Source organism: Chlamydiifrater volucris, assembly GCF_902806995.1.
Taxonomy (GTDB): Bacteria; Chlamydiota; Chlamydiia; order Chlamydiales; family Chlamydiaceae; genus Chlamydiifrater; species Chlamydiifrater volucris.
Map to the genome: position 1 here is coordinate 239,623 of NZ_LR777654.1, position 21,863 is coordinate 261,485.

Genomic DNA, 21,863 nt, shown 5'->3' on the forward strand with positions numbered 1-21,863 from the left:
TTATAATAAAAATAAAAAATTTATTAAAAATGAGCAGTATTAATTCTAATAATGGAGTAAGTTCATCTTTCCCAGTACCAGATAATTCATCTTCAAATGTTGGAAAATCTTCCAAACTGGGAAATCACAATATTAGTAACAAAGGAGATGCTAAGCAGGCAGAATCAGCCTCCAAGTCTTTTGACGCAGCTAGATTAGCTATAGGAAGGGCTTTGGGAGGATCTTCTGTTCGGTCCTCTGCTCCATTATCTTCTAGGATTAGTACATCGTCCGGGGGAGATCAAAGATCCGCATCATCAGTTAATCCTCCCCCTGCACCTCCGTTGCCGTCAGATTTGGGTAAATTTGATGCTAAACCCTTACAGCTGCCTCCAAAGTCAAGTTCGCCAACTTCAAAAACGTCTGAAATGCCCCAGGGAAAAAAAACATCATCCGGGGGATTTTTAAGTGAGTTGCAGAAAGCTATTTCATCCAGAGGTGGAAATGAGGAAGTAGTTGAAAATACCCCAACTCCCGGTACTTCAGATCCTGTTGTTCAACAGAATTTGTCTCTTCCTAAAGATTCTGATCTCCCATTTGATCCCGCCACCACTCCTCCTCCTCTTCCCTCAAATTTTGGAAGTTCCTCTGCAGCATCTATGTCTAGTTTGAATTCTCCCACAGAAAAGAAAACACCTTCATCTAGGCCCCGAGAAGGGAATGCTCCTAGCAGTAGTGGATTGATGAATGAACTAAAAGCTAAATTGCAACAAAGGTCTTCTTCTGCTCCAAATTTGGATAGTGGTTCGACTTCAAAAATCTTAGAGAAATCTCAAAACTTCTCCGCCAAGGAGGCGACTAGTATGGAGAAATCTCAGAAATTTTCCAAAGATGGTAACGTACAAAGACCCGTTAGTGCTCCTGCTGGTTTGAATTTCATGGAGGAGTTAAAAGCAACTTTGCAGAGAAGAAATTCCGTTGGGGGTGGTAATGAATCCAAAAACGAAGATACCAGTTTTGTACGTGAAGATTCTGAGGTGAATCGTTCGGAAGTTAACAAGGAAAGTTCAAGGGTGGAGGAAGGTCCTTTAGAATACCCCCCTGTGGACTATGATTCTTCAAAATCAGTGCAGGAGAATAGCTCCCGTCAGGATCTTCAAAGGACGGGATCTCGTCGTAGTTTGAGCGAATCAGAGTTGCCTCCCGTAGATTATAATTCAGGGGAATCTCGTTCTGTTGAACAGGCTTCCAAGGAATCTTCCAAGGTTGACGGAGAATCCAAAAAATCCTTACCCGCCCAGGTTGGAGATAAGATTCGAAAGTTTTTCAATAGAAGAAAATCCTTATAAGAAGCTTTCCTGAATCGCGTTTAGCCTTATTCTCGTTGAGAGGATGGTCCTTCGTCCGGGTCCTCCTCTTCTTCCTTGTTGTAGCTTGTAGACATTTTTATGCTCAAGACGGATTTGCTAAATTGTCTTACTTTTAGTATTCGTTGCTTTGGTTCTAGCGGGTCATCATCTCCATCCTCTTTCTTTCTTGTTCTCTTGGAGAGGAGAAATTCACCTAAAAGTGTTTTTCTAAATGTTTCTGAAGAGGACCTAATTAACTCGGAAGTTTCCGCAGGAAATTGTTGGATGAGAAGTTTATTTCTTAAGGCAGGGTATTTTTGTTCAGATTCTAAAGAGGCAACGAGAATGCAGTAGAGAAGCTCTGTGGAACATACGTAAATAGTTTGTGAGCTTATCATTTGAGTTGTTAATAGGGCGCTTCTGTATTTATCAGAGTCTATGATACATGAAAGAGTTGTCCGTACTTGTAAAACTATATGCTCAACCTTTCTGATAGATGCTCTTAGACTGCGTTGGGGGGTTAATTTCGAATGAAAGGTCTGAGAAGAAACAAAAGCTTCTAAGCGTTGGGAGCAGAAAGGAGAAAGATCACCTTGCTTATTTTTTATCCACAAAGAGGCTATATTAGGTAGGTTTTTAGCGTTTGTTTTTTTTGTAGTTTGCCATAGCTCTAAGATGAGATGGAGAGCTTGTGATTGTGTCTGAGAACTGATTACGTGGTTCCTAGCACTATTAAGCTTGTCTTTGCCTTCTTCCAAGGAAAGCTCATAAAATTTTTTACAATCAGATTTTAGAATTTCCTTTTGTTTTTTGGTGAGGTCTCCCAGTTGTCGCATCATGGTTCCCAAAGGTATCTTATTGCGAATAACTGTTTCTGCGATGCAGTTGATATTATGTTGTTTGACTAGTTCAGTTAGGAATAAGTGAAGTTCTTTGATATCTTTGCCGTGAACTTTGCCAAAACAACAGGTCCAGCAATGACACAATTCCATTAGCGGTTGTCCGCCCCCTGAGTGGACACAGCCTTGAGGGGGACATGATAGACACCCAGAATATCTTTTCAGACAACGATCGGAAGACAGTGGGATCAAACTAGATACAAAATCATTAATTTTTCTTGTCGTGGCTAATATTTGTTCTGGAGATATTAAGGTTGTTTCAGCTTTTAAAGATGGGTCGTAAGATGAGCAGGATATGGATTCCTCTTGAGAGGTGGAGGTAGAGGATACTGACATAAATTTTTAATTGATGAGAAATAGCTGAAATTATTTTTTAAATGACTTTCATTTGTTTTAAGCGATTTTAATTAAACTGTCTTTTTTTGATTAGAAATAATAATATTTTATATTCTTTTTAATTAAATAAAATATTGATATGTCTATCAATTCTTTTTTTCGAGGTCTGCAGAGTATTATTTCTCCTACTCCCTCAAGCTCTTCTACAGAAAACCCAGGGGAGGATGAGCGCTCATGTAGCGTCAATATCAATCAATTACCAGTAGAAGTTGCCTCGAGCATTTTTAATTTTTTGTCCGAAAAAGATGTTCTCTCTTATGGACTGACTTCTCAGGCCGCTAGGGTGCAGGTGATTCTATATGCTAACCATAGATCAAAAAAAGCTTTAGCTAGTTTGAGAAAAGGATCAGAGTCTTTTTCTAAAGCTGTTAGTGTTTTAAAAATCGTTTTAGGTAAAAGGGTGGACCTCCTCCCCATTTTAGAAGCAGGGGATGCAGACGTTTTATTAAATTGCTTAGACGATCTTCGGGTGCCATCCTTTTCAGATCAGTTTTTTTTGCCATTTCTTGTGCAAAATGAAGAGGAAGAGCTTGACCTTTCCTTGGCAGTTTCGATTAGTAACCATTTTGATTTTTCTAGGGGGCTGTTCTCAATATTACATGCCCTGGATGAATTGGATTTTTTGATAAAATCCGAATTTGAAAGGATTCGTATGCCATTGAATTCTTCGATGATAGAAGAATTAAGGGCTCTTTTAGTACCTCTGATTAATCGCGTTTGTGAACATTTTTCATGGAAAATTGCGGAAGGCAACATAGACGAGTTATTAGAGTCTGTCTCGGAAGATTCTTTGAAAAAAATTTTAGAGAACAGATTTTTAGAAACAGAACCCGACCGCCCGGGGACAACGAGCCACATATTCGTAGAAAGGTTGTATAAGTTTATTTCTTTAGGACTCAACTGGGAAGCTTTTTTATTTGTAGTTAAGGTCTTCAAAATTTCTATTCCTAGGATGCATCCAGGTGTTTTGGAAAGATTATTAAGGTCTTCGTTGACAAGACCAGATTTTGTTAAACAACTCTTACAGTTGCCTGTAAGAATGGATCCAGTCCTCTTGGGAGGAGAAGTCTACGAAGCGTACCCTGTGTACAGTTGTTTGAACGTCTTTTTTTTGGAAGATAATGAAGAAACATTAGCTTCCGCAATGAGCTCTTGCTACGAGATTTTGACTAGTAGAGCATGCTGCAAGCAGGTGTGTAGCGGGGTTTTTTCTCATCTTTTTCTTTCTGCTTTGATCAATTGTAAGGAAGCAACAAAAACTCTTTTAGAAAAATCATTGAGTGTAGATTTATTGAAAATTCCCTCTTCGACTCACATACATTCAGTTGCTATTCATCATCAGGGGGTAAGAATTTCTTTAACTGACGTTGTTATGAGGAGATATTTAAGTCGGTTTTCAAGCATCTTCCCTCATAGATTTCCTCTAAATGCTATGGGGCAATTAGAAAGAAACTTTCTGCAAGCATCTCCGTTTGTCTCTTTTAGTAGATTAGCGGCTTTGAATCTAGATTTATTTGCTATAAGAAGTCTATCACGCCGGGGAATAATGGAACCTCTAGAAAAACCTTATGTTGTGGGTGGACTATCTATCACAATTCTTGCCGATATATGCTTTCCTCTGGAACCTTTGCGTCGGGAATCTCCTAGAGAGCAAGGAATGATGGCGCATCTTCTTATGGAAAATGGGGCTAATGTAAACGCTATCATTTGTGGAGGAACAACTATCTTAATGCTAGCTTGTCGTTTGTGTGGTTGGTATTCAAGAGCTTTCTTTATTCAAGAGTTGCTTCTTTATGGAGCGGATGTTAATGCTGTGGATGATGAAAATAACACCGCTCTTCATTATCTTGCCCAATCGATTCCTTCTGAGGATCTTCTAGGGGAATATTCCATGATTTTTCAACTTCTGTTAGTAGAGAATAAAACTTTGAACTTTCGTAACGGAGAAGGACGGACGGCTTTGGAAGTTGCCCAGTTTTTTGGTAATAATGTTTTTCTAGATTTGGCTGCGAGGGATGAAGGTTTTTTAGCAGAGGATGCGGAGTTAGATTGATAATACTTGATTCTATGCTTAACTTTGTGATAGGATGGCGTCCTCCTTGGGGCAGTAGCTCAGCGGTTAGAGCTGCGGACTCATAACCCGTAGGTCCCTGGTTCAAATCCAGGCTGCCCCAAAGGTTCTTCTTTTGGAAAGCGAGGCTAGCGGTGTTCTGTATTTTGAGCGCTCGTTGCTTGTATTGCTAGGAGTTTCATCTTTAGGAATAAGGCTTCCATTCCTTGTTGTCTTCCCAAGGATATCGCTGAGTAGAATTGTAGTTTCTTCGAAAAAATAGGAGGGACAGTGAATAGGGTTTGTGCAGTTTCTCCAGAGTAAGAGATCAGGAATAATCTAGTCATACCCATGGATAGAAGAGCTTCAGAGAAAGCGGAAAAGGATAATTTACTCTCCAATAGGCAACAACTCAAGTATAATTCGCTTTGACACCCCCTGACCAAATTTTTTTCTACCTTCTCATCCGGAACAAAGGGAGAGGGCTCCCTACCCAGATTTATGAGAGCTTGGTAGAAGGACTCTTTAGAAGTTAACTTGTTAAGCATAGAGACAAGAAAATGCTGCTTTTCTAGGCAAGAAAGGTTTTCTACATCGATAATTTCAAGATTCATCTTCTACAATCCTTTCCGGGGTTTCGTTTATACTAGCCAAGCGGACTGATAGGGCCAAAATGCTCTTTTCCAAAAGTTCGATAGCTGTTTTAGGGTCGCTTAGGCTAATGGGTTTAGGTGCTTCTGGGTTGCTGAAGTCATAAATTCTACTCATTAAGCCAGTAAGCTTCAGTGGTACAGTAAAAGTAGGGGCATTTTCTACTGCAGCTTTTTGGTGCTTTTTCAGTAGGAGAGAAAGCATTTCCTGATTAATTAACAAATTCCGAAAAATTTGACATTCATTGATGGAGTGTTGAATAGCGTTAGTCCTTTTTTCGAAATCGTCGGGATCATATAGACTTTGGACAGCATCTTGTCCCAATCGGATTCCGTAACAAGTTTGTATGGATATTTGGTTTCCAATGCACGTTCCAATCAAAAATCCCACAACTTCTGGAATCATGTAGATAAGTCCTGAGATTGAAGCTACCATGGTAGCCAGCAAAACTTGTCTTGTCCCGTTTTGATCCAGCTGGGTAATACCGTGGTTTAGAAGATTCCAAAGACTATTGATTTCTTTATGTTTATTTTCTTTATCCAGAACTGTAGCGGATACGATGCCTATAACAATTCCTGCAGCAAATCCGATACAAAGCCAAATTGTAAGTGTCATGGCTACAGTAAAATGGCAGGCCAAAATGAGGGCCCATGCAAGCATGTATAGTAGGATATATTTCCAATTAGCCTTGAGAAATTCTCCTATTTTGTCTGTGATGACAAACAGCCGGCCGGAGATTCCTGAAGAAGAGGTTTTTTGCAAAGGAATTACCTCTAGATCTGTAATAGGAGGGGCTTCCAATAGTCTTGATTTCGAAAACCGACCGATCATCTCAGACTCAGAAGGGTCATCCGCAGGAGATTTAGGAGGGAACTCTAACGAGGACGGGGGTTCTGGAAAGGCATTGTTGATAGACTGGACGCTCATTCTGTTTTGGTTTTAAGTTAAAAGGCATTATTTTAAAAATGATCTCTTTAATTCTAAAGAGAAAGTTTTTTCTTTATCCTTTTTGATTTTTCTAAATAAATGATTTAGGGAAGAAAAGTGTTTTTAATACAGTAGTCTCTTAAAAGAAGGGATTATTATTTTCTCCTAGTAGGAACTCATTTGACTTTTTCTTGTTGTCGAATATACTTTTTTCTTTTTACGATTCTATTCCGGCCCTTTTGGGTTGCCTTTTAGGGGGTAAAAATTCGTTTTTACAGTTTGCGATGTCGAAAGCAGGGTTATGGCTAAGAAAGAAGATACTATAGTTCTAGAGGGACAGGTTAAAGAATTGCTCCCGAACATGAGTTTTCGAGTGGTCCTGGAAAACGGGATGCCCGTTACGGCCCATTTGTGCGGGAAAATGCGTATGAGTAATATCAGGCTCTTGGTTGGGGATCGTGTGACTGTGGAGATGTCAGCTTATGACCTAACCAAAGCAAGGGTCGTCTATAGACATCGCTAGAGGTTTTCTGTTGATGTTTTAAAATTGGTTACATAGACTAGGCTATCTTCTATGACGCTTCGGTCTTGAACGAGCCCAGATAGCTCAGTGGTAGAGCACTTGCATGGTAAGCAAGCGGTCGTAGGTTCAATTCCTATTCTGGGCATTTGTAGGAACAGGTAGAATAAATTAATATATAAAGAGGATTCTGAAAGATGTCGAAAGAAACTTTCGAGCGAAAAAAGCCCCACGTAAACATTGGAACAATTGGGCACGTTGACCACGGTAAAACTACTTTGACAGCGGCTATTACGAAGGCATTGGCTGGTGATGGGTTGGCTGATTTTCGCGATTATAACTCGATCGACAATACTCCAGAAGAGAAGGCTCGTGGAATTACCATCACAGCTTCTCACGTGGAATATGAAACACCTAACAGGCACTATGCGCACGTTGACTGTCCGGGGCACGCTGACTATGTAAAGAATATGATTACGGGAGCGGCTCAGATGGATGGGGCCATTTTGGTGGTTTCTGCTACAGATGGTGCTATGCCTCAGACTAAAGAACATATTCTATTGGCAAGGCAAGTTGGAGTTCCATATATTGTTGTTTTCTTGAACAAGATTGACATGATTTCTGGCGAGGACAGTGAGTTGGTCGATTTGGTTGAGATGGAGCTTTCCGAGCTTTTGGAGGAAAGGGGTTATAAAGGTTGTCCTATAATTAGAGGTTCTGCTCTCAAGGCTTTAGAGGGAGATGCTCAATATGTAGAAAAAATTCGGGAGCTAATGCAGGCTGTTGATGATAACATTCCAACCCCCCAAAGGGAGATTGATAAGCCTTTCTTAATGCCTATCGAAGACGTTTTCTCTATTTCCGGTCGAGGAACTGTAGTAACGGGGCGTATTGAAAGAGGGGTAGTTAAAGTTTCTGACAAGGTTCAGCTTGTAGGTCTTGGAGAGACTAAAGACACTATCGTTACTGGGGTTGAGATGTTCCGAAAAGAGCTTCCAGAGGGGCACGCTGGAGAGAATGTAGGTTTGCTTCTCAGAGGTATTGGAAAGAATGAGGTTGAGCGCGGAATGGTTGTGTGTGTGCCTGGGAGCGTTAAACCTCACACGAAGTTTCAGGCTGCGGTCTATGTTTTGAAGAAAGAAGAGGGCGGAAGGCATAAACCTTTCTTCAGTGGTTATAGGCCTCAGTTCTTCTTTAGGACAACGGACGTTACGGGTGTAGTTACTTTGCCTGAGAATGTAGAGATGGTTATGCCTGGAGACAATGTTGAGATTAAAGTGGAGCTGATTTGTCCTGTGGCTCTCGAAGAAGGAATGAGATTTGCTATTCGGGAAGGCGGTAGGACGATTGGAGCTGGAACAATTTCAAAGATTGTTGAGTAGGTTCTTGCAATAGCAGTGAGCGCAGGGATTCTGCGCTCTCTGGGTGTGTAGCTTAGCTGGTAGAGCAGTGGCCTCCAAAGCCGCCGGTCGGGGGTTCGATTCCCTTCGCACCCGTTGTAAAGTATAAGTTCTGAAAGTTCGTTTATGAAACAGGGTCAAAAAAGTATAAGTTCTCGAGCAGCGTATTTCAAAAAAGCTTCTCAATTTGCTGGGAGCTTTTCTGACGAAATAAGAAAGATAGAGTGGACCAGTAGGAAAGACCTAAAGAGGTGTCTAAAAATTATTTTAGCGAGTGTTTTTTCTTGCGGATTGGCAATTTATTTGATCGATATAACTATTCGAAAGGTGCTTGTTGCTATAGGCGAATTGGTAAAAGTGGTTTTTGGTTAATTGCATGTTTAAGTGGTACGTCGTACAAGTTTTCACGGCTCAAGAAAAGAAAGTTAAGAAAGCTTTAGAAGACTTCAAGGAATCTTCGGGGATGTCTGAGTTCATCGAGGATATTGTCTTGCCTATAGAAAACGTTATGGAAGTAAAGAAAGGCGAGCACAGAGTGGTCGAGAAGTTGATTTGGCCAGGGTATCTTTTGATAAAGATGCATTTAACGGATGAATCTTGGTTGTATATTAAAGGTACTAACGGGGTGATAGAGTTTCTTGGCGGAACCACGCCTGTAGCTCTTTCCGAAGAAGAGGTAGGAAATATTTTAAACGATCTTGAAGAGAAGAAGTCTGGAGTTGTCCAGAAGCACAAGTTTGAGGTCGGGTCTAGGGTTAAAATCAATGATGGGGTTTTTGTGAACTTCGTTGGGGTTGTTTCAGAGGTTTTTGAGGATAAAGGCCGGCTTAGTGTGATGGTTTCCATCTTTGGTCGAGAAACTCGGGTTGATGATTTGGAATTTTGGCAAGTTGAAGAGGTTGCTCCTGGACAGGAAATTGAGTAAAATTCAACAAAATAGTGCATTCTAATTGTCGATCCTTTTATAATGCCGACTTCCTGTTTTTTTCTCGTCAATTTATGTAAGAACGTACAAACGTACTCAAGGTTATTCGTATGTCCAATAAAAAAATAGTTAAGCTTGTTAAGTTGCAGATTCCTGCGGGGAAGGCAAACCCTGCTCCTCCTATAGGTCCCGCTTTAGGGGCTGCTGGGGTTAATATTATGGGGTTCTGTAAGGAGTTTAATGCTGCCACTCAGGATCGAGCTGGGGATATTTTGCCTGTAGTTATCACTGTTTATGCAGATAAAAGTTTTACTTTCATAACGAAACAGCCTCCGGTGTCTTCGTTAATTAAGAAGGTGTTGGGGCTGGAATCCGGTTCTAGGATTCCGAATAGAAACAAAGTTGGAAAGATCACCCAAGAGCAAATGAAAGCTATCGCTGAGCAGAAAATGAAGGATATGGATGTCGTGAAGCTTGAGTCTGCAATCAAGATGGTTGCGGGTACGGCCCGGAGCATGGGGATAGATGTGGTAGAAGGTTAGGTTAGTTCGGGGTTAATAGGTTTAGAGCATTGCGTTATGAAGTGTGGAAAAAGAATGAAAAGCATAGCAAAGAGTTTTGACTCGAGTCGTTCGTACTCTTTGTTGGAGGCTATAGAAATTTTAAAATCTTGCCCTTCAGTCAAGTTTGATCAGACTGTTGATCTCTCTATGAAGCTGGGGGTGGATACCAAAAAGAGTGATCAGCAGGTTCGTGGGTCGGTGTTGCTTCCTAGTGGGACGGGGAAGAAGCTCGCTGTTTTGGTTTTTGCTGCTGGAGATAAGGCTAGAGAGGCTCTAGAGGCTGGGGCTGATTATGTGGGTAGTGATGAGTTAGTTGAAAAGGTTAAGAGTGGATGGACTGATTTTGATGTAGCGGTTGCCACTCCTGATATGATGAGAGAGGTTGGTAAATTAGGAAAGGTTTTGGGGCCAAGGAATTTGATGCCTACTCCTAAAGCTGGGACTGTCACGACTGATGTTGTTAAAGCTATTCAAGAGCTTAGGAAGGGGAGGGTTGAGTTTAAGGCTGACCGATCTGGGGTTTGTAATTTAGGTGTCGGGAAGTTGTCTTTTGAGACTCAATCGTTGAGGGATAATATAGAGGCCTGTGTTCACGCTGTGTTAAGGGCTAAGCCTGCTACGGCCAAAGGGCAGTATCTCGTTTCTCTTGTGGTTTCGTCTACGATGGGGCCTGGAGTTATGGTTGATGTTCGTGAGCTTGCGGTAGCATAGAGGGTGGAACTATGAAAGAAGAGAAGAATTTGCTTTTACTCGAAGTTGAAGAGAAGATAGCGGAGTCTCGGGGATTTATTCTGATGGGCTATTCTGGAATGGATGCGGCTAAGACCAGAAGTTTTAGAAACTCTTTGGCGGGGATCTCTGCTGAATTTGAGGTTGTGAAAAAGAGGATATTCTTTAAGGCCTTAGCTTCGGCTGGGTTAGATATTCCTGTAGAATCTTCAAAGGGTCATTTGGGTGTTGTTTTTGCTTATGAAGATATGCTTTCTGCTGCAAAAGAAGTATTAAATTTTACTAAGAAGAATGAAAATGCTTTAGTCTTTCTTGGTGGAAGGATAGATGATGCTTGTTTGAGCGGTAGAGAAGTTGAGAGTGTTGCAAAGTTGCCTTCATTGCAAGAATTGCGCGGACAGTTTGTTGGTTTATTATCAGCTCCGCTCTCAGGTGTTGTTGGAGTTATGAACTCAGTGCTTTCCGGAGTTGTTTCTTGTGTGGAGCAAAAAGCTGGGAAGAGTTCTTAGGAAGCTATTGTTTTGTTTAAGTTTGTAGAAAAAAGGTGTTAACGTGACTGCGGAATGTTTGGATGAATTAGTAGAAAAATTGAGCGGTTTAACCGTTTTGCAACTTTCTGATCTGAAGAAAAGATTGGAAGAAAAGTGGGATGTTACTGCTTCTGCTCCTATGATGGCTATGCCTGTTGCTGGTGCTGCTACTGGTGATGCTGGTGCTGCTGCTGAGGCTTCAGAGTTTATGGTAATCATTGAAGAAGTTCCTGCAGATAAAAAAATTGGAGTTCTCAAAACTGTTCGAGAATTGACTGGATTGGCTCTCAAAGAAGCTAAAGAAATGACTGAGGGGTTGCCCAAAACTGTTAAGGAGAAAGCTTCTAAAGCTGATGCTGAGGATATGGTTAAGAAGTTACAAGAGGCTGGAGCGAAAGCCGTTGCCAAAGGCATGTAGGCTGTATTTCTTCTTATATCGTTTAGATTTTCTTCGTCTTGTTTGCGTAAGAATATCGTGTGTGTTTTCTCCAAATTTGAGGTGCTCTTGTTTGGAGAAAGCTTGGTTGCATTCGAATTAGTTTAGGAGATCACGCATGTTAAGGTGCCCTGAGAGGGTGAGTTTCATCAAAAAGGAAGACATTTTAGATCTTCCTAATCTTATAGAAATTCAGATTAAGTCATACAATCAGTTTTTACAGATAGGGAAGCTTGCTGAAGAGAGAGAGAATATTGGGCTAGAAGAGGTTTTTAGGGAAATATTTCCTATTAAATCTTATAATGAAACTACTGTATTAGAGTATCTTTCTTACAATTTGGGTGTGCCGAAGTATTCACCTGAGGAATGTATCCGAAGGGGGATTACTTATAATGTGACGCTGAAAGTTCGATTTCGTTTGACAGACGAGACGGGAATTAAAGAAGAGGAAGTCTACATGGGGACCATCCCTGTCATGACTGACAAGGGGACTTTCGTCATCAATGGTGCAGAGAGGGTAGTAGTTTCTCAAGTTCACCGATCTCCTGGCATCAACTTTGAGCAAGAAAAGCGTTCAAAAGGAAGTGTCCTTTTTTCCTTCCGAATCATTCCTTATCGAGGGAGTTGGTTGGAAGCGATCTTTGATGTTAATGATTTAATCTATATCTACATCGATAGAAAGAAGCGTCGAAGAAAAATTCTAGCTATGACCTTTATTAGGGCTTTGGGATACTCTTCCGATGCAGACATTATAGAAGAGTTTTTCAAGGTGGATACCTTCTCCTTAAAAAGTGAGAAGGATTTTTCTGTTTTAGTTGGAAGGATTCTTGCTGATAATGTCGCAGATGAGTCCTCTTCTCTAGTTTTGGGTAAGGCCGGAGAGAAGCTAACCACAGCTATGTTGAAGCGAATATTGGATGCTGGAGTTGATTCATTAAAAGTGGCTCTTGATGCAGATGAATCTCATCCGATCATAAAAATGTTAGCTAAGGATCCTACGGATTCTTATGAGGCTGCATTGAAAGATTTCTATAGAAAAGTTCGTCCTGGGGAGCCTGCTACTTTAGCCAATGCTCGGTCTACAATCATGCGTCTTTTCTTTGACCCGAAGAGATATAATCTTGGTAAGGTTGGTCGATACAAAATGAATCGTAAGCTTGGGTTTGAAACGAACGACGAGATTCTTTCCCAAGTGACTTTGAGAAAGGAAGATGTGATAGGCGCTCTAAAATATCTGATTAAGTTGAAAATGGGAGATGAGAGTGCGTCTGTAGATGATATTGATCATTTGGCTAATAGAAGAGTTCGTTCTGTTGGAGAGTTAATTCAGAATCAGTGTCGTTCAGGATTAGCTAGAATGGAAAAAATCGTTCGAGAGAGAATGAACTTATTTGATTTCTCTTCTGACACCTTGACTCCGGGTAAAATTGTTTCGGCCAAAGGATTGGCTAGCGTCTTAAAAGACTTTTTCGGTAGGTCCCAGTTGTCTCAGTTTATGGACCAAACGAACCCTGTTGCAGAGTTGACTCATAAGAGGAGATTGTCTGCTTTAGGGCCTGGAGGGTTAAATAGGGAAAGGGCTGGATTTGAAGTCAGAGACGTACACTCCACGCACTATGGGAGAATATGCCCAATTGAGACGCCAGAAGGTCCAAATATTGGTTTGATAACTTCTCTATCGGCGTTTGCAAAAATTAATGAGTTTGGTTTCATTGAAACTCCGTACCGAATTGTCAGAGGTGGTGTAGTCACGGACGAGATTGAGTACATGACTGCGGATATAGAGGAAGAATGTGTTATAGCTCAGGCGTCGGCTAGGTTGGATGAGTACAACATGTTTGTTGATAGTGTTTGTTGGGCTCGTTGTAAAGGAGAGGCTTTTGAGGCGGATACAGCTACTGTCACTCATATGGATGTTTCGCCGAAACAGTTGGTTTCAATAGTAACTGGGTTGATCCCTTTCTTGGAACATGATGACGCCAATAGAGCTCTTATGGGTTCGAACATGCAGCGTCAGGCAGTGCCTCTATTGAAAACTGAAGCCCCTGTTGTGGGAACTGGATTGGAAGTTCGTGCTGCGAAAGACTCTGGAGCAATTGTTTTAGCTGAAGAAGATGGAGTTGTTGACTACGTGGATGGCTTCCAAATTGTTATTGCTCCTAAGTACAATTCGACGGTTAAGAAAACTTACAAATTAAAGAAATTTTTAAGATCCAATTCGGGAACGTGTATTAATCAGACGCCTTTAGTTTCCGTTGGAGATGTTGTTTCTGTGGGAGATGTAATCGCGGATGGTCCTGCTACGGATAAGGGAGAGTTAGCTTTAGGGAAGAATGTTCTGGTTGCCTTCATGCCTTGGTATGGGTACAACTTCGAGGATGCTATTATCATTTCAGAGAAGCTTATCAAACAGGATACTTATACTTCTGTGTACATTGAGGAGTTCGAGCTAACTGCTAGGGATACCAAATTAGGTAAAGAAGAGATTACTCGAGACATTCCGAATGTTTCCGAAGAGGTTTTAGCGAATCTGGGAGAAGATGGTATCATCCGCATCGGAGCTGAAGTGAAGCCAGGGGATATTCTGGTGGGAAAAATTACTCCGAAGTCAGAAACGGAATTAGCTCCAGAAGAGCGTTTGCTAAGAGCAATTTTTGGAGAAAAGGCTGCGGATGTTAAGGATGCTTCTTTGACGGTACCTCCTGGTACAGAGGGTGTTGTCATGGATGTAAAAGTCTTCAGTCGGAAGGATCGTTTGTCGAAAACTGACGATGAGTTAGTAGAAGAAGCGGTTCACTTGAAAGATTTGCAAAAAGGGTACAAAGCTCAACTTTCGGATCTTAAGGTTGAATACAGAGAAAAACTTGGTGCTTTGCTATTAAACGAGAAGGCTCCAGAAGCCATCCTGCATAGGAGAACTGCTGAAGTTATCCTAGGTAAGGGTGAGGTATTTGATCAAGAGGTCATAGAGAGAATAGAGAAGGAAGACTTAGTTGATCTCCTGATGCCTCAGTGCGAGTTGTACGATGTTCTGAAGAGCATACTAACGGATTATGCTACTGACTTACAAAAGTTAGAAGTTGGTTACAAAACAGAAATTGAGCAGATTCGAGAAGGGGATGCAGATCTTGATCACGGGGTGATTCGCCAAGTGAAAGTCTATGTAGCTTCCAAAAGGAAGTTGCAAGTGGGTGATAAAATGGCTGGTCGCCACGGAAATAAGGGAGTGGTTTCTAAAATTGTTCCAGAAGCAGATATGCCCTATTTACCTAACGGGGAAACAATTCAGATGATATTGAATCCTCTCGGAGTGCCTTCCAGGATGAACTTGGGACAAGTGTTAGAGACTCATCTTGGGTATGTAGCAAAGACGACGGGTATTTATGTAAAGACCCCTGTATTTGAAGGATTCCCGGAGGATCGTATTTGGGATATGATGCTAGAGCAGGATTTGCCTAGAGATGGTAAGTCTTTCTTGTATGATGGCAAGACTGGAGAACGTTTCGACAATAAGGTTGTAGTGGGTTATATTTACATGTTGAAACTCAGTCATTTGATTGCAGATAAGATTCATGCCAGGTCTATAGGCCCATATTCTTTAGTGACCCAGCAGCCTTTAGGAGGTAAAGCTCAAATGGGGGGACAAAGATTTGGAGAAATGGAAGTCTGGGCGTTGGAAGCGTACGGAGTAGCGCATGTTCTTCAAGAGATTTTAACTGTCAAATCGGATGATGTGGCAGGAAGGACGAGGATTTACGAATCCATAGTTAAAGGGGAGAATCTCTTGCGTTCAGGAACTCCTGAATCCTTCAACGTATTAATTAAGGAAATGCAAGGTCTAGGACTTGATGTCAGACCTTTGGTTGTAGAAGCGTAAACTTTTCACTTGTTGGAGATAAGATTAATGTTCGGAGAAAATTCTCGAGACATTTCTGCCCTGGCTATGAAGGAAGGGCTTTTTGATAAATTAGAAATAGGTATTGCCTCTGACTCTATCATTCGTGACAAGTGGTCTTGTGGAGAAATCAAGAAACCAGAGACGATTAACTACAGAACCTTTAAACCTGAAAAGGGTGGGCTCTTTTGTGAGAAAATTTTTGGTCCAACCAAGGATTGGGAGTGTTGTTGTGGTAAGTACAAGAAGATTAAGCACAAGGGTATAGTTTGCGATCGTTGTGGGGTGGAAGTTACGCTTTCAAAAGTTCGTAGGGAGCGCATGGCTCATATAGAGTTAGCCGTCCCCGTTGTTCACATTTGGTTCTTTAAGACAACTCCCTCCAGAATTGGAAATGTCCTGGGTATGACGGCTTCTGATTTAGAAAGAGTGATCTACTATGAAGAGCATGTTGTAATAGATCCAGGGAAGACGGATTTAGTAAAAAAACAGTTGCTTAATGACAGTCAATACCGGGAAGTGGTTGAGAAGTGGGGAAAAGACTCCTTTGTGGCTAAAATGGGGGGAGAGGCTGTTTACGACTTGCTAAAGAGTGAAGACCTGCAAACACTCCTTGTGGACCTAAAGGATAAGCTACGAAAGACTAAGTCTCAGCAGGCAAGAATGAAATTAGCTAAGCGTTTGAAGATAGTAGAAGGATTTGTTTCTTCTTCTAACCGACCTGAATGGATGGTTCTGAAGAATGTTCCTGTGGTGCCGCCAGATCTTCGTCCTTTAGTTCCTCTTGATGGCGGGAGGTTTGCTACCTCTGACCTCAATGATCTTTATCGTCGTGTGATTAATAGGAATAATCGCTTAAAGGCGATTCTAAGGCTTAAAACTCCAGAAGTGATAGTTCGTAACGAAAAAAGAATGCTTCAGGAAGCTGTTGATGCCCTATTTGACAATGGCCGTCACGGGCATCCAGTGATGGGAGCTGGGAATAGGCCTCTGAAGTCTCTTTCAGAAATGTTAAAAGGAAAGAACGGTCGTTTTCGTCAGAATCTTTTAGGGAAACGCGTTGATTACTCCGGTCGATCCGTGATTATTGTTGGGCCTGAACTGAAGTTTAATCAGTGTGGCCTTCCGAAAGAAATGGCTTTAGAGCTATTTGAGCCTTTTATTATCAAGAGATTGAAGGATCTTGGGTATGTTTATACTATTCGTTCTGCGAAGAAAATGATTCAAAGAGGAGCGCCTGAGGTTTGGGATGTTTTAGAGGAAATAATTAAGGGACATCCAGTGTTATTGAACCGGGCCCCTACTTTGCATAGGTTGGGTATTCAAGCCTTCGAGCCAGTTTTGATTGAGGGTAAAGCTATCAGAGTGCATCCGCTAGTTTGTGCGGCTTTTAACGCGGACTTCGATGGAGACCAAATGGCGGTGCACGTGCCCTTGTCTGTTGAGGCCCAGTTAGAAGCAAAGGTGCTAATGATGGCTCCAGATAATATTTTCTTGCCATCTTCAGGAAAGCCTGTTGCAATCCCCTCTAAGGATATGACGTTAGGCCTGTACTATCTAATGGCAGATCCTACGTTTTTCCCAGAAAAGACTAAAGTGTTTAGTGGAGAAAAAGAGGTTTTGGTAGCTCTGAATAATGGGGGCTTCATAGATGAAGAGCTTCCAGGAAGAAGAGACGAAACGGGGCGCGGACTTCACATCCATGAGGTAATTAAAGTAAGGATTGATGGCCAGATTATAGAAACTACGCCAGGTAGAGTGTTGTTCAATCAGATAGTCCCCAGAGAACTAGGGTTTCAGAATTACAGCATGCCCAGCAAAAGAATTAGTGAGCTGATTTTGGAGTGTTACAAGAAGGTTGGGCTAGAGGCTACAGTTAAGTTTCTTGATGATTTAAAAGATTTAGGGTTTGTTCAGGCTACAAAAGCTGCTATTTCGATGGGGCTGAAGGATGTCACAATTCCTCCTATGAAAGAAGAGGTTTTAAAGGATGCTTACGAAAAAGTGGCTGTTGTTAAGAAACAATATGAGGATGGGATTATCACGGATGGTGAAAGACATTCTAAAACCATTAGTATTTGGACTGAGGTTTCGGATATTCTTTCTGATGCATTGTATATTGAGATTAGTAAGCAACAAAATAGCAAACACAACCCGTTGTTCTTGATGATAGATTCTGGTGCTAGGGGAAATAAGTCGCAGTTGAAACAATTAGGTGCCCTTAGAGGATTAATGGCGAAGCCTAATGGAGCGATTATTGAGTCTCCTATTACCTCCAACTTCCGAGAAGGATTGACAGTATTAGAGTATTCCATTTCTTCTCACGGAGCTCGCAAAGGATTAGCAGATACCGCTCTCAAGACTGCAGATTCTGGATATTTAACGAGAAGATTGGTTGACGTAGCTCAAGACGTTATCATTACGGAACCCGATTGCGGAACCTTAAATTGTATTGAGACTTCTGCCATTCGTCAAGGAACAGAGGAGCTGTTGTCTCTTAGGGATCGTATTTATGGCAGAACTGTTGCTGAGGATATTTGTCGTCCAGGGGATAAGAGTCAGTTGTTGGCGAAAGCGGGTGACGTAATTACTTCCGTACAAGCGGAAGCTATTGATGATTCTGGTATAGAGTCTGTCAAGATTTTCTCTACTTTAACTTGTGAGAGTCGAAGAGGGGTTTGTGCTAAGTGTTACGGACTGAATTTAGCCAATGGTCGGCTCATTGGCATGGGTGAAGCTGTGGGGATTATTGCAGCGCAATCCATTGGGGAGCCTGGAACTCAGCTGACCATGAGAACTTTCCACTTGGGGGGTATCGCGGCAACTTCCTCTACTCCTGAAATTGTTTCTGATCATGACGGTGTCTTGGTTTACATGAACTTAAGGGTAGTGGAAGGGCAAGATGGGAATAACCTTGTGCTAAACAAGAAAGGTGCTTTGCACATTGTCAGAAATGATGGCAGAAGTTTAGAAGAATACAAAAAACTTTTGAGCACTAAGTCCATAGAAAGTTTGGAAACGATTCCTGTGGAGCTAGGAGTCAAGTTGTTGGCTCGTGACGGGGAAGAGATTTCTAAAGGGCAAAAGATTGCTGAAGTAGAACTTCATAATATACCTATCATCTGTGATAAGCCTGGATTTGTGAAGTACGAAGATTTGGTAGAGGGTGTTTCTACTGAAAAGGTTGTGAATAAGAATACAGGTTTGGTGGAATTAATTGTTAAGCAGCACCGAGGAGAATTACACCCTCAAATTGTTATTTACAATGATCCTGCTTTGACAGAGTTGATAGGCACTTATGCCATTCCTTCCGGGGCTATTATATCCGTGGAAGAAGGTCAGCGAGTGGCCCCGGGAATGCTTTTAGCTAGGTTGCCTAGGGGAGCGATCAAGACTAAAGATATTACAGGAGGTTTGCCTAGGGTTGCTGAGTTAGTGGAAGCCAGAAAACCAGAAGATGCTGCTGATATAGCTAAAATTGACGGAGTTGTAGACTTCAAGGGCGTGCAAAAGAATAAGCGTATTGTTGTGGTCAGAGATGAAGTCACGGGAATGGAAGAGGAACATCTTATTCCTCTAACCAAGCATTTGATCGTTCAGCGAGGGGATAGTGTTCTGAAAGGCCAGCAACTTACTGATGGGTTAGTTGTTCCTCATGAGATTTTGGAAATTTGTGGGGTTCGTGAGCTGCAGCGTTATCTTGTCAATGAAGTTCAGGAAGTTTATCGACTGCAAGGTGTGGATATCAATGACAAGCATATCGAAATTATTGTTAGACAGATGTTGCAGAAGGTTCGTATCACGGATCCAGGCGACACGACGCTTTTGTTCGGGGAAGATGTAGATAAGAAAGAGTTTTATGAGGAGAACAGGAAAACAGAAGAAGATGGGGGTAAGCCAGCCCAAGCTGTTCCAGTTCTCTTAGGTATTACAAAAGCATCTTTGGGAACAGAGTCCTTTATTTCGGCAGCATCCTTCCAGGATACTACTCGGGTTCTTACTGAGGCTGCATGTAGTAGCAAGACAGACTATCTGCTCGGTTTCAAGGAGAATGTGATTATGGGGCATATGATTCCTGGCGGAACAGGGTTCGAAACACACTGTCGAGTCAAGCAGTACCTGGAAAAGGAACAGGAAGAATTGGTATTTGATTTTTCTGACGAGTAGAATTGTTTTGGGCAGACGCCCTAGTGTTTATGGTGTCTGCTCGTGCTTTAAGGTTCGTGTTTGACTGTGGTCGTCAATCTAAGAAAGGTTCGGTGGCTCCTGGTTGTTTGTTTCTCTAATTAAATTCTTCGCTTCCTTGATAGTAAAGTATCTTTTTGTTAGATTCCCTGAAAAAGGATTTAGATAAAAGTAGGTGCGTCATGGCAAATCAGCTAGATCAACTTAAAGAGTTCAGTACTATTTCTTGTGATACTGCTGATTCCTCTTTAATTAAGAAGTTTGGAGCTAGGGACGCTACTACAAATCCATCTTTGGTTCTTCGCGTAGCACAGGATGAGAGGTACACGGAGCTTCTTAATGAGGCTGTTTACTGGGGAATTAAACAGAATGGGGATGAAGTTCAAACTTTACAGTTCATTCAAGATAAGATTTTGGCGAATATTGGCGCAGAGATTTTAAAAGAAGTTCCCGGAAGAGTTTCGACGGAGATAGATGCTCGATTGTCCTTTAACACGGAGGGCATGGTTCAAAGGGCCAAGTTTGTTATGAGCCTTTATGAAGCTATGGGAATATCTAAAGATAGGATTTTAATAAAACTCCCTGGTACTTGGGAGGGAATCCGTGCCGCTGGTTTTTTAGAAAGCGAGGGGATTAAATGCAACATTACTTTGGTTTTTAGTTTGATGCAGGCTATTGCCGCTGCCGAAGCTAAAGTTACTTTAATTTCTCCTTTTGTCGGACGTATATATGATTGGTGGATAGCTCATTATGGTGAGGCTGATTACTCCATAAATAATGATCCTGGAGTTGTTTCTGTAACCAATATCTATGCGTACTATAAGAAGTTCAAGATTTCCACAGAGATTATGGCCGCTTCTTTCCGTACCAAGGAGCAAGTTTTGGCTTTGGCTGGTTGTGACCTTCTCACGATTTCTCCTAAGCTTTTGGAAGAGTTGCAGCAATCCGAAGATAAGGTGGAGCGGAAGCTTTCAGAAGATATGGCCAACACACTACAGATTGATCCTATTAATTTGACGGAAAGTGTATTTCGCTACCTTCTAAATGAGGATATAATGGCGACGGACAAGTTGTCAGAAGGTATTAGGATATTTGCTTCAGATACCCAAGTTTTGGACGCTTCGATAACGGAGTTTATCAGATTGATTTCGGAAGGGGTGAAGTAGATTCCTTTTATTAGGGGTGATGTAGGCCAGAAAGTGGTGCTGGAAGGGGTTTTATTTCGGTTTTTGGAGAGAATGAATGGATGAGAATGTTGCGTTAAAGTTTCTTTGTGTTAAGTGCAACGAGGAACATGTATCATTCTTTCCTTCGGCTTTGTCTTATTCTGGTTTTTCTTGTCCTCATTGTGGTGCGGTTTACCGATTAGATGAAGAGTCGGAAGGTAGGATGCTAAGGGATTTTAGAGACTTGTGTAAGCAGATCTCGGCGTCTAGGGATATTTTGGGCACTATGTCTGTTGGGGTTTCAGTTGGAGAAGCCACTGTAGAAGTTCCTTTCAATTTATTGCTTACGAGGTTTCCTTTGCGATTATCGCTTGAGCTTGAAGGTAAGAAGTTTTTTATTGAGTGTATTTTTGATGCATTACGCCAAGAACCTCTCGCAAGAGAAGTTGTTTGTTTAGCTGCGGCAGGGGCTTCTGCTGCTTCTGACTTTGATATTTAAAAGTTAAGTTTTATTTTTATTTATTTATACCTCTGAGTGCCTGCTCTAGGATTTCATCCCCGGACATGTCTCTCCCTTCTTTTAACTGGAAAGAAGTAACCGTTTTTAGGAACTCTTGAGAAATGCTGGGAAAATCATCCCAGGCCGACATACAATTAAACAGATAGACCTTCCTATTTTTTACGGTCACGGCTTGTAAGAAGACGACCTGTCCCCAGCAGGAGTTTTTTTCTGTTTTGATGATTATAAATTCACAGCAAGGGGAACGTACGGTGGAGAACACGGAGGAAGAAAAAGTGTTAGGGTCCTGCAGATGATAAGAAATGATTTCTTCCGCATATTCCGTAGAGTTTTTTTGTGTTAGTTCGGAAGCTACATTGATGGTGGGGGTCAGGGAGCTTATGCCCTTTCCTATGAAAAGTAAATCAATTTTTTCCGGCAGCTGTTGCTTATCTTCTATGCACTGCCAATCAGATGACAGATGAATAGAATAGTCTTCACCACAGTATGTGGTGCCCTTCGTGACACAAAGTTTCTCCTTGGAGCACTTTTTTTCGTACCTCCGACTAAGATTTGATGTATGAAAAGAGCGCTGTCTACTCTTTTTTCGTTCGATCAGAACTTGTCTTCGCGTTTTGCTTTGTTCTCCTCCAGTGCTAGCCAAGGGACAGAAAAGTAAGAAGAAGAGACTAATAAAAAAATTAAAATAATTCATCTTTCAGAGTGTTATTTAACGTAATTCGGGTTTTGATTCATAGATTTGT

18 protein-coding genes and 3 tRNA genes are annotated in these 21,863 nt (G+C 41.5%); 17 read left to right on the forward strand and 4 right to left on the reverse strand.

The window, feature by feature from the left end; all coding sequences use genetic code 11:
• The first annotated feature begins 29 nt into the window (after nt 1-29).
• Nucleotides 30-1,328, forward strand: a complete 1,299-nt coding sequence (locus KJA62_RS01035; RefSeq protein WP_213318197.1) for a hypothetical protein — start codon at nt 30-32, stop codon at nt 1,326-1,328.
• Nucleotides 1,329-1,354: 26 nt separating this feature from the next.
• Here KJA62_RS01035 and KJA62_RS01040 read toward each other — a convergent pair whose 3' ends face one another.
• On the reverse strand, nt 1,355-2,563 hold the full coding sequence (locus tag KJA62_RS01040) for a hypothetical protein (protein ID WP_213318198.1): 1,209 nt from the start codon (nt 2,561-2,563) through the stop codon (nt 1,355-1,357).
• 139 nt (nt 2,564-2,702) lie between these two features.
• On the opposite strand from KJA62_RS01040, the gene KJA62_RS01045 reads away from it, so the two are divergent.
• Both KJA62_RS01045 and KJA62_RS01050 read left to right on the forward strand, forming a co-directional pair.
• The gene (locus tag KJA62_RS01045) at nt 2,703-4,676 is read left to right on the forward strand and encodes an ankyrin repeat domain-containing protein (RefSeq protein WP_213318199.1); all 1,974 of its coding nucleotides are present in this window, start codon (nt 2,703-2,705) and stop codon (nt 4,674-4,676) included.
• A 48-nt stretch (nt 4,677-4,724) separates the two neighbouring features.
• A tRNA-Ile gene (locus tag KJA62_RS01050) sits at nt 4,725-4,797 on the forward strand.
• Nucleotides 4,798-4,822: 25 nt separating this feature from the next.
• On the opposite strand, the gene KJA62_RS01055 is transcribed toward KJA62_RS01050, so the two are convergent.
• Nucleotides 4,823-5,287 (reverse strand): SufE family protein, encoded by a 465-nt coding sequence (locus KJA62_RS01055; RefSeq protein ID WP_213318200.1) that lies wholly within the window; start codon nt 5,285-5,287, stop codon nt 4,823-4,825.
• Nucleotides 5,277-6,251, reverse strand: a complete 975-nt coding sequence (locus tag KJA62_RS01060; protein WP_213318201.1) for a hypothetical protein — start codon at nt 6,249-6,251, stop codon at nt 5,277-5,279. The genes KJA62_RS01055 and KJA62_RS01060 overlap by 11 nt, the downstream gene beginning before the upstream one ends.
• A gap of 301 nt (nt 6,252-6,552) precedes the next feature.
• Here KJA62_RS01060 and infA point away from each other — a divergent pair, with 301 nt between their 5' ends.
• The 14 genes from infA (at nt 6,553) to KJA62_RS01130 (ending at nt 21,099) form a co-directional block, all read left to right on the forward strand.
• A complete protein-coding gene (infA, locus tag KJA62_RS01065; RefSeq protein ID WP_213318202.1) occupies nt 6,553-6,774 on the forward strand; it encodes a translation initiation factor IF-1 in 222 nt (73 codons plus the stop codon).
• A gap of 73 nt (nt 6,775-6,847) precedes the next feature.
• Nucleotides 6,848-6,919: transfer RNA gene (locus KJA62_RS01070), tRNA-Thr, on the forward strand.
• Nucleotides 6,920-6,968: 49 nt separating this feature from the next.
• Nucleotides 6,969-8,153 carry an elongation factor Tu gene (gene tuf, locus KJA62_RS01075; protein WP_213318203.1) on the forward strand — a complete coding sequence of 395 codons (1,185 nt, stop codon included), beginning with the start codon at nt 6,969-6,971 and terminating at the stop codon, nt 8,151-8,153.
• 41 nt (nt 8,154-8,194) lie between these two features.
• Nucleotides 8,195-8,267, forward strand: a tRNA-Trp gene (locus KJA62_RS01080).
• Nucleotides 8,268-8,297: 30 nt separating this feature from the next.
• Nucleotides 8,298-8,543 (forward strand): preprotein translocase subunit SecE, encoded by a 246-nt coding sequence (gene secE, locus KJA62_RS01085; RefSeq protein WP_213318204.1) that lies wholly within the window; start codon nt 8,298-8,300, stop codon nt 8,541-8,543.
• Nucleotides 8,544-8,547: 4 nt separating this feature from the next.
• The gene (gene nusG / locus KJA62_RS01090; protein WP_213318205.1) at nt 8,548-9,096 is read left to right on the forward strand and encodes a transcription termination/antitermination protein NusG; all 549 of its coding nucleotides are present in this window, start codon (nt 8,548-8,550) and stop codon (nt 9,094-9,096) included.
• 110 nt (nt 9,097-9,206) lie between these two features.
• On the forward strand, nt 9,207-9,638 hold the full coding sequence (rplK, locus tag KJA62_RS01095) for a 50S ribosomal protein L11 (protein ID WP_213318206.1): 432 nt from the start codon (nt 9,207-9,209) through the stop codon (nt 9,636-9,638).
• 36 nt (nt 9,639-9,674) lie between these two features.
• Complete coding sequence (gene rplA, locus KJA62_RS01100; RefSeq protein ID WP_213318207.1) at nt 9,675-10,370, forward strand: 50S ribosomal protein L1; 696 nt, start codon at nt 9,675-9,677, stop codon at nt 10,368-10,370.
• Nucleotides 10,371-10,381: 11 nt separating this feature from the next.
• On the forward strand, nt 10,382-10,897 hold the full coding sequence (gene rplJ / locus KJA62_RS01105) for a 50S ribosomal protein L10 (RefSeq protein ID WP_213318208.1): 516 nt from the start codon (nt 10,382-10,384) through the stop codon (nt 10,895-10,897).
• 43 nt (nt 10,898-10,940) lie between these two features.
• Entirely contained in the window at nt 10,941-11,336 is a 396-nt protein-coding gene (gene rplL, locus KJA62_RS01110; RefSeq protein WP_213318209.1) for a 50S ribosomal protein L7/L12, read from the forward strand.
• A gap of 136 nt (nt 11,337-11,472) precedes the next feature.
• The gene (gene rpoB, locus KJA62_RS01115) at nt 11,473-15,231 is read left to right on the forward strand and encodes a DNA-directed RNA polymerase subunit beta (RefSeq protein WP_213318210.1); all 3,759 of its coding nucleotides are present in this window, start codon (nt 11,473-11,475) and stop codon (nt 15,229-15,231) included.
• A gap of 27 nt (nt 15,232-15,258) precedes the next feature.
• A complete protein-coding gene (rpoC, locus tag KJA62_RS01120) occupies nt 15,259-19,416 on the forward strand; it encodes a DNA-directed RNA polymerase subunit beta' (protein WP_213318211.1) in 4,158 nt (1,385 codons plus the stop codon).
• A 200-nt stretch (nt 19,417-19,616) separates the two neighbouring features.
• Nucleotides 19,617-20,600, forward strand: a complete 984-nt coding sequence (tal, locus tag KJA62_RS01125) for a transaldolase (RefSeq protein ID WP_213318212.1) — start codon at nt 19,617-19,619, stop codon at nt 20,598-20,600.
• Nucleotides 20,601-20,676: 76 nt separating this feature from the next.
• The gene (locus KJA62_RS01130) at nt 20,677-21,099 is read left to right on the forward strand and encodes a ferredoxin (protein ID WP_213318213.1); all 423 of its coding nucleotides are present in this window, start codon (nt 20,677-20,679) and stop codon (nt 21,097-21,099) included.
• A 16-nt stretch (nt 21,100-21,115) separates the two neighbouring features.
• On the opposite strand, the gene KJA62_RS01135 is transcribed toward KJA62_RS01130, so the two are convergent.
• Entirely contained in the window at nt 21,116-21,814 is a 699-nt protein-coding gene (locus KJA62_RS01135; RefSeq protein WP_213318214.1) for a hypothetical protein, read from the reverse strand.
• Between the last annotated feature and the right edge of the window lie 49 nt (nt 21,815-21,863).